Source organism: Streptomyces sp. NPDC007971 (genome assembly GCF_042958635.1).
GTDB lineage: Bacteria > Actinomycetota > Actinomycetes > Streptomycetales > Streptomycetaceae > Streptomyces.
In genome coordinates this window covers 88,718-101,424 of the sequence record NZ_JBIBJK010000017.1, presented here as the reverse complement: position 1 = coordinate 101,424, position 12,707 = coordinate 88,718, and the positions used below count along the sequence as shown (strand labels likewise).

The following is a 12,707-nucleotide window of genomic DNA, read 5'->3' as shown; positions in this document are numbered from 1 at the left end:
CGGTGCGGATGTCGGTCCGGGCGGCGATACTTGGCGGCGAACGGATGACCATGGGGGAGGTCAAGTGACACACCCGCCGAAGAGCAGCGCGGCACCACCGGTCGGCCCCGCCGTGCCCGCGGTCCCCGCGCAGCCCGGCCGGCCGCCCCTCTCCCCTGCCGCCTCCCCCGTGGCGCCCACCCGCCGTTCCGCCTTCGCCGAGGGCGCCGACCGGCTGCGCACCGCCGCGACCACCGAGCCGGGACGGCTGCGGATCATCGGGGCCGTGCTCGCCCTGCTCGTCGTCGCGTTCGGGGCGGTCACCGCCTGGCAGACCTCCGAGCGGGCGGCCGCCGCCGACGACGTGCTGCACAGCAGCCAGCCGCTCAGCTCGGGCGCCGCCGACATCTACCGCTCCCTGGCGGACGCCAACACGACCGCCTCCAGCGGCTTCCTGGCCGGCGGACAGGAGAGCGCGGCCTCGCGCACCCGGTACGAACAGGACATCAGCACGGCCGCCGCCGGGCTCGTCAAGGCCGCCGCCAACGCCGCTCCCGGCTCGCCCTCCGAGGCGACGATCACCAAGCTGAACCGGCTGCTGCCCGAGTACAAGGGACTCATCGAGCGCGCCCGCACCTACAACCGGCAGGGATATCCGGTCGGCGGCGCGTATCTGCGGTACGCGAACGAGAAGATGCAGAAGCAGATGCTCCCGGCCGCGGAGGACCTCTACACCAAGGAGAACCAGCGGCTGGACGCCGACTACGGGGACGCGACGCCGTATCCCTGGGCAGCCATCGCGCTCGGCGTGCTCGCCCTGGCCGCGCTCGGCTGGGCCCAGCACCGCACCTACCGGCACACCAACCGCGTCCTCAACCACGGCCTGGTGGCCGCCAGCGCCGCCACCGCGGTGGTCCTGCTGTGGCTGGTCGTCGGCCATGCGGTCGCGCGCTCCGGCCTCAACGGCTCGTACCAGCACGGCGTCCGTTCGCTGAACTACCTGCACGACGCCCGGATCGCCTCCCTGAAGGCCCGTGGCAACGAGAACCTCAGCCTGGTGGCGCGCGGCGCCGAGACCGTCACGGTCGGCGGCCGGCAGTCCGACGCGTACTACTACGCCTTCGACAAGGACATCGCCGCGCTCGGCAAGGGCCTGGCCGAGGCCGGGAAGCTCGCCGACGACCCGTCGGGCGCCAAGCCGGTCAAGGCGGCCGAGGGCAACATGGCGGTCTGGAAGCACCGGCACACCGCGGCCCGCACCGAGGACGAGAACGGCAACTACCAGCAGGCGCTGGACATGGTGATCGGTACCGAGGGCGCGACCGGTGAGTGCTTCGACAGCGTGGACCGCAATCTCCATCGGGCCATCGACCACGAGCAGGCCGAGTTCACGCAGGCCGCCGGGGACGGGCGGGACGCGATGACCGGGCTGCCCGTCGGTGCCGCCGTGCTGGCGGTGCTCGGCGCCGCGGGCGCGGTCGCCGGCATAGGGCGCAGGCTTTCGGAGTACCGGTGACAGGGGGCAGGACGATGTACGCAGCACGTGCACGGGCCTCCCTGAGAGGCTGGGGCGGCGTCGGCGCGATGGCGGTGGCGTGCGCCCTGGCGCTCGCGTTCGTCCTGCTGCTGCCCCGCACCCAGGCGGTCCAGCAGGCCGGGAACACCTCCGGGCCGGGACTGGCGAACGGCAGCCAGGTGCGCGCCGACTCCTGCAAGGACTCCGACGCACAGGACCGGACGCTGTCACCGTCCGGCGCCGACGGGCCCACCATCGACGCCATCAAGGCCCGCACGGGCGCCAAGCGCAAGCTGGTCGTCGGCGTCGACCAGAACAGCTACCACTGGGGCTACCGCAACCCGAACACCGAGGGCGCTCAGCTGGAGGGCTTCGACATCGACCTCGTCCACCGGATCGCCCAGGACATCCTCGGCGACCCGGACGCGGTGCAGTTCAAGGCCATCCCGACCAGCCAGCGCATCTCCGCGATCCAGGACGGCCGCGTCGACATGGTCGTGCGCACGATGACCATCACCTGCCAGCGGCTCGCCGACGTCGCCTTCTCCGCCCCCTACTTCAAGACCGGGCAGCAGGTGCTCGCGCCCAAGTCGTCGCCCATCACGGGGTACAACGACACCCTCGCGCACAAGAGGATCTGCACGGCATCCGGTTCCACCGCCTACGGCAAGCTGAAGGCGGACCTGGACAAGGGCAGCCTGCCCTCCTCGACCGACATCTCCACCACCGTCCCGAACCAACTCGACTGCCTGGTACGGCTCCAGCTCGGCGAGGCCGACGCCGTGGTCACGGACGGCGCGCTCGCCGCGAGCCAGGCCGCCCAGGACCCGACGGTCGAACTGAAGGGCAAGGCGTTCACCACCGAGTACTACGGCGTGGCGATGAAGAAGGACGCCTCCGATCTGGTACGCCGGGTCAACCGCATCCTGGTGGGATACCGCTCGAACGGCTGGCAGGCGTCGTACGACACCTGGCTGTCGGCCACACTGGGAAAGGACTCGGGGCCGTCCGAGCCGCCCGCCCCGCGCTACCTGCGCACGAGCTGACCCCCCGTCCCCGACCCAGGCCAACCACACAGCAGCGAGAGGTGATCGATGGGCGTCACGGACCCCGCCGGGCCGGTGATGGACCGGGACGAGGTGGACCGTGCGCTGGCGCGGCTCGGCCAGGAGCACGAGGCGATCGAGACCTCCCTGCTCGCCCTGCAGGACCACGCGGGCCGCAGACTCCTCGAAGGCGCCACCCTGGCCGGCGTCACCAGGGAGCGCTGGGCGGCCGCCGATGCGTCGATCACCCAGCTGTGGGCGTACTTCGACGCCTACACGGCCGCGCTGCGCTCCGCCCGCGAGATCCGTGCCCGGCGCCGCTGGTCCAGCCGCGAGGACCTGGTGGAGCTGACCGGGCTGCTGCGCGGCGCGTCCGTCACCGTGCCCGGAGGTGCCGTCCCCGCATCCGCGGGCAGACTCAGCGAGACCTTCTCGCTGAGCGGCCTGGTCGACCGGATGAACGAGCTGTACGCGTCCTCGCTGGACCTGGTCGTCACCGCCGACGCGGTCTGGTCGGCGCTGCCCGCACGGATCGATCTGCTCGCCGCGGAGCTGCAGCGCACCCGCACGCTCGCGCACTCCGTGGGCGTACGCCCCGGCGAACACCCGGCGGGCGACGACCTGGAACGCATCACCCGCACGCTGACCCGGCTGCGCGAGGACGTGGTCCTGGACCCGCTCGCCTTCTGGGTGCCGGCCGCGGGCAGTTCGGCGCCCGGCGGCGGCCGGCCGGACACCACGGTGTACGACCGCGAGGCGCGCGCCCTGGAGGACGTACGGCGGGAGATCGACGCCGTGCTGACGGTCCGGCAGGACGCGGAGGCGCGGCTGATCCGGCTGCGTGACGTGCTCTCCCGCGCCGACCGCACCCTCGCCGAGGCCCGCACCGCCCGCGGGGAGGTGCTGGCGAAGATCGCGGCGACCGAGGTGCCGGTGGTCAGCGGGCCGCCGACCGCCCTGCAGGAGCAGCTGGCGACGGCGGCCGACTACCGGCGGCAGGCGCAGTGGCACCGGCTCTCCCCCCTGCTGGAGTCCCTGGAGCAGAAGGCGGAGGACGAACTGCTGCGGGCCCGCGAGTCGCTGACGGCCGTCACCGCGCCGCTCGCGGTCCGCGCCGAGCTGCGCGGCCGGCTCGACGCGTACAAGGCGAAGGTCGCCCGGCACGGCATGGCCGAGGACCCGCTGCTGGTCGAGCGGTACGACGCGGCCCGGCGCATGCTGTGGAGCGCGCCCTGCGACCTGCGGGTGGCCGAGCAGGCCGTGCTGCGCTACCAGCAGGCGGCGGCCGAACAGCTCGGCACACCGGGAGTTCCCCACCAGGGCGGGCCAGAGGACCGTAGGAGTGAGTCGTCATGAGTCAGGCACAGCAGACGTGCCAGCGGCCGGGCTGCGAGGGGGCGTACGAGGACGTCGGCGGCGGTGAGCTGTACTGCGACACCTGCGGGCTCGCGCCGGTCGTCTCCGTTGGGGGTCCCCCCTCTGGGGGAGGCATGGTCGGCTCGCCGCCCACCGGGATCACCGGGGGCGGCAAGGGCTCCGCGAGCAGCGGCAGTTCACGCGGTTCGGGTACGTCCTCCCAGTCGTCCAGGTCGCGGCGCTCGGTCTCGGGACGGCTCTCCCGCTCCCTGTCGGGCAGCTCCAGCGGCCGCTCGGTGTCGGTGCGCAGCTCCGGTTCGTCCTCCGGCGCCTCCACGCGCGGCCGGCTCGGCGCCGGGCTGGTCACGGTGCCGCAGGTGCCGCGGCCCGACCCGCGCGCGATGGTGCTGGAGAACCCGGAGGTGCCCGAGCGGAAGCGGTTCTGCTCGCGGTCCGACTGCGGGGCGCCGGTCGGGCGTGCCCGGGGCGAGCGGCCCGGCCGCACCGAGGGGTTCTGCACCAAGTGCGGGCACCCGTACTCCTTCGTGCCGAAGCTGAAGGCCGGGGACGTCGTGCACGGCCAGTACGAGGTCGCGGGCTGCCTCGCGCACGGCGGCCTGGGCTGGATCTACCTCGCCGTGGACCGTGCCGTCTCGGACCGTTGGGTGGTGCTCAAGGGCCTGCTGGACACCGGCGACCAGGACGCCATGGCGGCGGCGATCTCCGAACGGCGGTTCCTCGCGGAGATCGAGCACGCCAACATCGTGCGCATCTACAACTTCGTGGAGCACCTCGACCAGCGCACCGGCTCCCTCGACGGCTACATCGTCATGGAGTACGTCGGCGGCAAGTCGCTGAAGGAGATCGCCAACGACCGCCGCGCCCCGGACGGCCGCCGGGATCCGCTGCCGGTGGAGCAGGCGTGCGCCTACGGCATCGAGGCCCTGGAGGCACTCGGCCACCTGCACAGCCGCAACCTGCTGTACTGCGACTTCAAGGTCGACAACGCCATCCAGACCGAAGACCAGCTCAAGCTGATCGACATGGGCGCCGTGCGCCGAATGGACGACGACGAGTCGGCGATCTACGGCACGGTGGGCTACCAGTCGCCGGAGGTCGCCGAGGCCGGTCCGTCGGTGGCGAGCGACCTGTACACGGTGGGCCGTACCCTCGCGGTGCTCACCTTCGACTTCCAGGGCTACACCAACGCCTTCGTGGACTCCCTGCCCGACCCGGAGACCATCGAGGTATTCCGCCGCTACGAGTCGTTCTACCGGCTCCTGGTCCGCGCCACCGACCCCGACCCGGCCCGCCGCTTCGCCTCCGCGCAGGAGATGTCCGAGCAGCTGACCGGTGTGCTGCGGGAGGTCGTCTCGCTGCAGACCGGACAGGCGCGGCCCGCGCTGTCGACGCTGTTCGGGCCCGAAGTGAAGGTCACCGACACGGAGTTGTTCCCGAAGGCGGCGGGCGACGTGTCGCGGCTGGGCGCACGGACGGCCCGCGCCACCGCACCCGTCGCACCCGCGCTTCCCCCGCCGTCCCTCGTCAGGCCCGTCGACACGGTGGCCGCGGCCCTCGCGCTGCCCGTCCCGCTGGTCGACCCGGGCGACCCCAACGCGGGCTTCCTGGCCGGGCTGATGGCGTCCGCGCCCGCCGAGCTGATCAGCGCGCTGGACGCGGCGCCCGTACGGACCGTGGAGACCCGGCTGCGGCAGATCCGCGCCCGGCTGGAGAGCGGCGAGCACGAGGCCGCGCTGATGTCGCTGACCAAGCTGCACGAGGAGCGGCCCGACGACTGGCGGGTGGTGTGGTACCGGGGCGTGGCCGCCCTGGTCACCGGCGACTTCGAGAACGCGGCGCTCTCCTTCGACGCGATCTACGACGCTTTCCCGGGCGAGGCCGCGCCCAAGCTGGCGCTCGGCCTGTGCGCGGAGGTGCTCGGCCAGCTGGACAACGCGGCCGAGTACTACGGACTGGTCCGGGCGACCGACCCGAGCTTCGTGAGCGCCGCCTTCGGGCTCGCCCGGGTGCAGCTCGCGGCCGGAAACCGGCGGGCCGCCGTGCGCACGCTGGAGTCGGTGGCGGAGTCCTCCATCCACTACACGGCCGCCCGGGTCGCCGCCGTGCGGGCCCGGCTCAGACAGCGCACACCGACCGCCGGTGACACGGCGTTCGCGGACGACCTGAGCGCCGCCGCCGTCCAGGTCGAGGCGCTGCAGGCGTACGGTCTGGACCCGGCCCGGCGCGAGCAGTTGTCGGCGGAGGTGCTCGGCAGCGCGCTGGACTGGATACTCTCCGGAGGCCGGGACAGCGACCGGCCCGCCGGCGGCGGACGGGAGCTGCTCGGCAGCGGTCTGGACGAGCGGGGTCTCCGCTTCGGCCTGGAGCGCGCGTACCGCACGCTGGCCCGGCTGGCGCCCGGCGGCGACGAGAGGATCGAACTGGTGGAACGGGCGAACCGTTACCGCCCCCGGACGTGGGTGTAGTTGATGTCGCAGATGCCCCAGCAGGCCGCACGGTCGAAGTGCCCGAGCTGCGCGGAGCCGCTTGAGCCGGGTGACCTCTTCTGCGGCGCGTGCGGTTACGACCTCTCGGTGGTGCCCGCCCCGCCGCAGGACCATCCGACGCTCACCATGTCCGGCTCTCCGGCGCCCGGGGACGGCGTGGACTGGCCCACCGCCGAGCCCGGCGGCTCCGGCAGGACTTCACCGGCGGCGCATCTGCCGACGGACCTGCCGGGCACCGACTCGGGCGGCAAGCCCCTGCACGCCGAGGAACCGGCCGCGCGCGGTGTGCGCTTCGACCGCCCCGACGAGCCCGACGACTACCCGCTGCAGGCACCGGACCCGCGGGCGGCCGCTCCCGCCGGACCGGGCGACCCGGCCGCTGCCGCCGCACCTGGCGCACTGGACGACCCGGCCGCTGCCGCCGCACCTGGCGCACCGGCCGGTCCGGGCGGCCCGGCCGATCCCGCGAAGGTCTGCGTGGCCTGCCGGGCGGGCCGGGTGGACAGCGACGGCTACTGCGAGAACTGCGGGCACGCCCAGCCGCGCGAACGCGACCACATGGAGCGTGAGTCGGGTCCGGTCGCCGCGGTCAGCGACCGCGGTCTGCGCCACCACCGCAACGAGGACGCCTTCGCCCTCGGCGACACCGCCCTGCCCGACGGATCGCCGGCCACCCTCGCGATCGTGTGCGACGGGGTGTCCTCGGCGACCCGACCCGACGAGGCCTCGACGGCCGCCTCGCAGGCGGCCGGTGACACCCTGCTGGCCGCCCTGCAGCGGGGCACGCATCCGCAGACGGCGATGCACGAGGCGATCGTCGCCGCCTCCCAGGCCGTCAACGCCCTGGCCGGGGAGCCCGTTTCGGCCGGCGAGCACGCCCCGCACCAGAACGCGCCGGCCTGCACCATCGTCGGCGCCGTGGTCACCTCGGGACTGCTGGTGGTCGGCTGGGTCGGCGACAGCCGCGCCTACTGGGTGCCGGTGGACCGCAGCGCGCCCCCGGCCCGGCTGACCGAGGACGACTCCTGGGCCGCGCAGATGGTCGCGGCCGGCCTGATGAGCGAGGCCGAGGCGTACGCCGACGAGCGCGCCCACGCGATCACCGGCTGGCTCGGCGCGGACGCCTACGAACTGGAGCCGCACACCGCTTCCTTCAAGCCGGACCGGCCCGGCGTGGTGATCGTGTGCACCGACGGCCTGTGGAACTACGCCGAGACGGCCGAGGAGATGTGCGAGGCCGTCCCGCCGGACGCGGCCGACCGGCCGCTGCACAGCGCCCGGGTCCTGGTCGGGCACGCCCTGGACGGTGGGGGCCACGACAACGTAACAGTGGCCGTCCTGCCGTTCCCGGCCCCGCCCCAGGGGGCAGGATCGGCCTGAGGCCGCACAGCACGGGGAAGTCTCGACGGACCGGAGGGGACCGGCCCGTCATCGTCGCCGCTCCGCTTCGCCGGGGTGTTTCAGGGGGATGTGAGCAAGCATGGCCAATTTCTCGAAGCCGAACGTGCCGCAGTTCTCGGTGGACGTCTACCAGAACGCATACCTGCCGGACGGCGGCCGCGAGGTCAACGCGATCGTCACGGTCACGGCGACCGGGGGCGGCACGATCGGCAGCGCCGTCACGTCACCCGTGTACGCGCCGGGCCACGGCCCCTCCGCAGCGGTGGCGATCATGGTCGACTGCTCGGGCTCCATGGACTACCCGCCGACCAAGATGCGCAACGCCCGCGACGCCACGGCCGCCGCGATCGACACCCTGCGCGACGGCGTGCACTTCGCGGTGATCGGTGGCACCCACGTCGCCAAGGAGGTCTACCCGGGCGGCGGGCGGCTCGCGGTCGCCGACGCCGGCACCCGCGAGCAGGCCAAGCAGGCCCTGCGCCGGCTCAGCGCGGGCGGCGGTACGGCCATCGGCACCTGGCTGCGGCTCGCCGACCGCCTGCTGTCCTCGGCGGACGTCGCCATCCGGCACGGCATCCTGCTCACCGACGGCCGCAACGAGCACGAGTCGCCGGAGGATCTCAGGGCCGCGCTGGACGACTGCGCCGGGCGGTTCACCTGTGACGCGCGCGGCGTGGGCACCGACTGGGAAGTGAAAGAAGTCACAGGGATCGCCTCCGCGCTGCTCGGCAGCGCCGACATCGTGGCCGATCCCACCGGCCTTGCCGCGGACTTCACACGGATGATGGAGACGGCGATGGGCAAGGAGGTCGCCGACGTCGCCCTGCGGGTGTGGACACCGGTCGGCACGACCATCAGGTTCGTCAAGCAAGTGGCGCCCACCGTCGAGGAGTTGACCGGACGCCGGACCGAGGCCGGGCCACGCGCCGGGGACTACCCGACCGGTTCCTGGGGCGACGAGTCCCGCGACTACCACCTGTGCGTCGAGGTGCCCGCGGCAGGCATCGGCCAGGAGATGCTGGCGGCACGGGTGTCGCTGGTCGTCCCGCAGCCCGGGGGAGGCGCGGCACAGAACCTCGGTGCACAGGGCCTGGTGAGAGCCGTGTGGACCGACGACATGACGGCCTCGACCTCGATCAACCCGCAGGTCGCCCACTACACCGGGCAGGCCGAACTGGCACAGGTCATCCAGCAGGGCATCGACCTTCGCAAAGCGGGCGATTTCGATGGAGCAACGGCCAAACTGGGGCGCGCTGTTCAGCTGGCCAGTGCCTCGGGGAACGCGGATACTGCGAAACTGCTTGCGAAGGTGGTGGACGTGGTCGATGCCGCGACAGGTACTGTGCGGTTGAAGACGAAGGTCGCGGAGGCCGACGAGATGACCCTCGAGACCCGGTCCACAAAGACTGTTCGTGTAAAGAAGTGACCCTGCAGAACACCGCAGGAAACCTGCAGGACACCGCGAGACACCGCACGACACGGCAAGACATCCAGGAAGAGATCCGGACCTCCGGAGGACCTCAGGAGAAGGGGAAGCGCCGACATGCCGACCTGCCCGAACGGACACCAGTCGGGTTCCGACGACTGGTGCGAGGTCTGCGGTCACCGCATGGCCGGTGCCGTACCTCCGCCCCCTCCGCCGCCGCCCCCGGCCGCCGGCGGCTACGGCTTCCCGCCGCCGCAGGGCACCCAGCCCGGCGGCCGCCCGCAGGCGGCCGGTGCGCCCGAGCCGGAGCTGTGCCCGCAGTGCCGCACGCCCCGCGAGGGCGGCGCACCGTTCTGCGAGGAGTGCCGGTGGAACTTCCTGACCAACACGGCCACCTCCTACACGCCGGCCGCCCCGCGCCCACCCCAGCCGCGCTTCGAGCCGCCGAGCTCGACGTACGGCAACGGTGACGCGTTCGACTACCACGGCTCGCGGCCCTCGCAGGTGAACCGGCCCGCCGAGCCGATCCCGTCCTTCGGCAGCGAGCCGTCGGGCCCGACGCCGTTCGCCGGCGAGCGCGGCCCGTCCGGCCCGCCGCCCACCTCGGGCGGCCCGGGTGGCATGGGCGGTCCGGGCGCCTTCGGCGGCCAGCGTCCGCCCGCCCCTCCGTCGGGCTTCGGCGGCGCCCAGGGACAAGGCCCCGGCGGCCCCGGCGGCCCGTCCGGCTTCGGCGGCGGCCAGGGACAGGGCCCGTCGGGTCCGGCGCCCTTCGGCCGTGAGCCCTCCGGCCCCGGTGGTCCCGGTGGTCCCGGCGGTTCCGGTGGTCCCGGTGGTCCCGGCGGTCCCGGCGGTCCCGGTCCCTCCGGCTACGGCGGCGGTCCCTCCGGCTACGGCGGCGGCCCCTCCGGTTACGGCGGCGGCCCCTCCGGCTTCGGCGGCGACCCCTCCCGTCCCGTTCCGCCGCCCGGGCCGACCCCGTCGGCCGGTCCCGGCGGTGCCCCGCAGGCTTTCCAGTCCTCGGGCCCGCCCGCGCCGCCCGCCTTCCCGCAGGAGACCGGCCGGCCCCCGGCCGGCGGCCCGTCCTTCGGCGGCGGTGACGACGACTGGGTGATCTCCCCGCCGTCGTCCGCCGGTCCCGCCGGCGGCCCGGGTGGTCCCGGTGGCGGCCAGGGCGGTGGCTACGGCTATCCGCAGCCCGGCGCCACGCAGGCCCCTCCCGGCCCCGGCTTCCGGCCCGCCCCGCAGGGGCCGGTCACCTGGACGGCGACCGTCGGCCCGGACCGCGAGTACTTCATGGCGATGATGCACCGCTCCGGTCCCGAGGCGACGGGCCTCAACCTGCCCGCGTACTCGCCCGAGCAGCAGCGCACGCTCACCGGCAACCAGGTCACCATCGGTCGCCGCCGGCACTCCACCGGCGACACCCCCGACATCGACCTGTCGGTGCCGCCGGAGGACCCGGGCGTCTCGCACCAGCACGCCGTACTGGTCCAGCAGCCGGACGGCACATGGGCGGTCGTCGACCAGAACTCGACGAACGGCACCACGGTCAACGGCTCGGACGAGCCGATCCAGCCGTTCGTGCCGGTGCCGCTGCAGGACGGCGACCGGGTGCACGTCGGCGCCTGGACGACGATCACCATCCACCGGGGCTGACCCGGCAAGGACGGACAGGTCCTGGAGGCGTCCTGGAGGACTAGAGGAGGGGCCAGGTGTACGGCCCCTCCGGGGCGTCCAGCCAGGCCCACGCCCGCTCGCCGTTCGCGGTGACGCCGTACCGCTCACGCCGCGGCCTTCCCTCGCCCTGCCACAACGCGTAGGCCTCCTGCGGGTCCAGGGTGCCCCGGGTCAGGGCCAGCAGGAAGCGGAACGTCTCCTGCCCGCGGGCGTCGACGGGCAGCCCGGCCAGGCACACCGACCCGGGTTCGGCCCGGCCCGTGCCGCGCAGCGGCACGAAGTAGGCGGGCGAGGGCAGGAACCGGCCCTCGGCGTGCCCGGCGTCGCGGACGGTGAGGACGAGCAGTCCGGTGGCCATCGGTGTCAGGACGCGGGCCCCCGGGCGGCACTGGGCGAGCCAGACCCGGGGCACCGTGGGCAGCGTGCAGGTGGCGATGATCCGGTCGAACGGGGCGCGGCCGGGCACCCCACGGGCGCCGTCGCCGGTGACGACGACCGGGTGGTACCCGGCCGCGGCCAGGTGCTGCCGGGCCGCGTCGGTGATCTCCGGTTCCAGGTCGACGGTGGTGACGAGATCGTCGTCGCCGAGCCGGTGGGCGAGCAGGGCCGCGTTGTAGCCGCTGCCGGCGCCCACCTCCAGGACCCGGTTGCCGTCCTCGACCCGCAGGGCGACCAGCATCCGCGCCATCAGCGAGGGCTGGCTGACGGAGGAGAGCAGCTCGCCGTCGCGCAGCAGGGTGGCCAGCGGGGTGTCGGCGTAGGCGCCGTGCAGCCAGAGCTCCCGGGCCCGGGGATCGGGGCTCTGCGCCCGGCGGCGTTCGTAGCCGCCCTGGACGCCGACGTAGTAGGTGGGCACGAACAGATGACGGGGCACCTGCGCGAACGCCTCGCGCCACACCGGGTCCTCGTCCCAGATGCCCTCGGCGTCGATCTCCCGCACGAGCGCGGAGCGCGCCGCGGCGGCGAGCGACTCGGTCTCCGGGTCGTAGGGGCCCATACACCCACACTAGGGTCGGACCCGGCCGGCCGGACCGGGCTGTCGGACGGTCCTGAGCCTTGATTCCTGGGCCACCCGGTCTGAGACCATGGACGGGTGAGAGAGATTCGGCGCGGCACGCTTCAGGAGCAGACCTTCTACGAGCAGGTCGGCGGGGAGGAGACCTTCCGTCGGCTCGTCCACCGTTTCTACGAGGGCGTGGCCGAGGACCCGCTCCTGCGGCCGATGTACCCGGAGGAGGACCTGGGCCCGGCCGAGGAGCGGCTCACCCTGTTCCTCATCCAGTACTGGGGCGGCCCCACCACCTACAGCGACAACCGCGGCCATCCCCGCCTGCGGATGCGGCACGCCCCATTCACCGTGGACCGGGCCGCGCACGACGCCTGGCTGAGGCACATGCGGGTGGCCGTGGACGAGCTGGGCCTCTCCGAGGACCACGAGCGGACGCTGTGGAACTACCTGACGTACGCGGCCCAGTCGATGGTGAACACCCCCGAGTGACTCCCGAGTGACCGCCCGGGGGGTGACCGCCCCCGGGACGAACACCCGCCGTGTTCACCCCCGCACGGCCGCCCCGGGGTGAACACCCCGCACGGACCGCCTTGGCGGTGACGCGGTGACTGTCCCCGGCCGAAGGACTGAACGTCGGATTCCGGTCGCATCGCGCCGGAATCCGGTCACGATCCGGTATAGACCGGTCGACAACCGCTTACCCGTGGCCGTCCTCCTCTGCCAGCATCGCCCGGAGATCTGGCAGAGATTCTGGAAGGGGCTCCGGAGAAGTCTCCGGCACCCCGGACGA

At 73.6% G+C, this 12,707-nt stretch carries 9 protein-coding genes; 8 read left to right on the top strand and 1 reads right to left on the bottom strand.

Going from position 1 to position 12,707, the window contains the following annotated elements; all coding sequences use genetic code 11:
- The first annotated feature begins 64 nt into the window (after nt 1-64).
- From ACFZCP_RS31635 to ACFZCP_RS31605, 7 genes are all read left to right on the top strand, one after another.
- Nucleotides 65-1,495: a hypothetical protein gene (locus ACFZCP_RS31635; protein ID WP_391433681.1), complete on the top strand. Its 1,431-nt coding sequence runs from the start codon at nt 65-67 to the stop codon at nt 1,493-1,495.
- Between the two features lie 14 nt (nt 1,496-1,509).
- On the top strand, nt 1,510-2,541 hold the full coding sequence (locus tag ACFZCP_RS31630; RefSeq protein ID WP_391433678.1) for a transporter substrate-binding domain-containing protein: 1,032 nt from the start codon (nt 1,510-1,512) through the stop codon (nt 2,539-2,541).
- A gap of 48 nt (nt 2,542-2,589) precedes the next feature.
- Nucleotides 2,590-3,897 (top strand): hypothetical protein, encoded by a 1,308-nt coding sequence (locus ACFZCP_RS31625; RefSeq protein ID WP_391433675.1) that lies wholly within the window; start codon nt 2,590-2,592, stop codon nt 3,895-3,897.
- Nucleotides 3,894-6,383, top strand: a complete 2,490-nt coding sequence (locus ACFZCP_RS31620) for a tetratricopeptide repeat protein (protein WP_391433672.1) — start codon at nt 3,894-3,896, stop codon at nt 6,381-6,383. Before ACFZCP_RS31625 ends, ACFZCP_RS31620 begins: the two co-directional genes overlap by 4 nt.
- 3 nt (nt 6,384-6,386) lie before the next feature.
- Nucleotides 6,387-7,784 carry a protein phosphatase 2C domain-containing protein gene (locus ACFZCP_RS31615; protein ID WP_391433669.1) on the top strand — a complete coding sequence of 466 codons (1,398 nt, stop codon included), beginning with the start codon at nt 6,387-6,389 and terminating at the stop codon, nt 7,782-7,784.
- A 100-nt stretch (nt 7,785-7,884) separates the two neighbouring features.
- Nucleotides 7,885-9,231 carry a VWA domain-containing protein gene (locus ACFZCP_RS31610; RefSeq protein ID WP_362691589.1) on the top strand — a complete coding sequence of 449 codons (1,347 nt, stop codon included), beginning with the start codon at nt 7,885-7,887 and terminating at the stop codon, nt 9,229-9,231.
- A gap of 117 nt (nt 9,232-9,348) precedes the next feature.
- Nucleotides 9,349-10,887, top strand: a complete 1,539-nt coding sequence (locus ACFZCP_RS31605) for an FHA domain-containing protein (protein WP_391433662.1) — start codon at nt 9,349-9,351, stop codon at nt 10,885-10,887.
- A 40-nt stretch (nt 10,888-10,927) separates the two neighbouring features.
- Here ACFZCP_RS31605 and ACFZCP_RS31600 read toward each other — a convergent pair whose 3' ends face one another.
- Nucleotides 10,928-11,905, bottom strand: a complete 978-nt coding sequence (locus tag ACFZCP_RS31600; protein WP_391433659.1) for a methyltransferase domain-containing protein — start codon at nt 11,903-11,905, stop codon at nt 10,928-10,930.
- Nucleotides 11,906-12,001: 96 nt separating this feature from the next.
- Here ACFZCP_RS31600 and ACFZCP_RS31595 point away from each other — a divergent pair, with 96 nt between their 5' ends.
- Complete coding sequence (locus ACFZCP_RS31595; RefSeq protein ID WP_391433656.1) at nt 12,002-12,406, top strand: globin; 405 nt, start codon at nt 12,002-12,004, stop codon at nt 12,404-12,406.
- Nucleotides 12,407-12,707: the final 301 nt, after the last annotated feature.

Coding starts and splice junctions, on each gene's coding strand:
- ACFZCP_RS31630 (WP_391433678.1), top strand. CDS start 1,510: ATGTACGCAGCACGTGCACGGGCCTCCCTGAGAGGCTGGGGCGGCGTC.
- ACFZCP_RS31625 (WP_391433675.1), top strand. CDS start 2,590: ATGGGCGTCACGGACCCCGCCGGGCCGGTGATGGACCGGGACGAGGTG.
- ACFZCP_RS31620 (WP_391433672.1), top strand. CDS start 3,894: ATGAGTCAGGCACAGCAGACGTGCCAGCGGCCGGGCTGCGAGGGGGCG.
- ACFZCP_RS31615 (WP_391433669.1), top strand. CDS start 6,387: ATGTCGCAGATGCCCCAGCAGGCCGCACGGTCGAAGTGCCCGAGCTGC.
- ACFZCP_RS31610 (WP_362691589.1), top strand. CDS start 7,885: ATGGCCAATTTCTCGAAGCCGAACGTGCCGCAGTTCTCGGTGGACGTC.
- ACFZCP_RS31605 (WP_391433662.1), top strand. CDS start 9,349: ATGCCGACCTGCCCGAACGGACACCAGTCGGGTTCCGACGACTGGTGC.
- ACFZCP_RS31600 (WP_391433659.1), bottom strand. CDS start 11,905: ATGGGCCCCTACGACCCGGAGACCGAGTCGCTCGCCGCCGCGGCGCGC.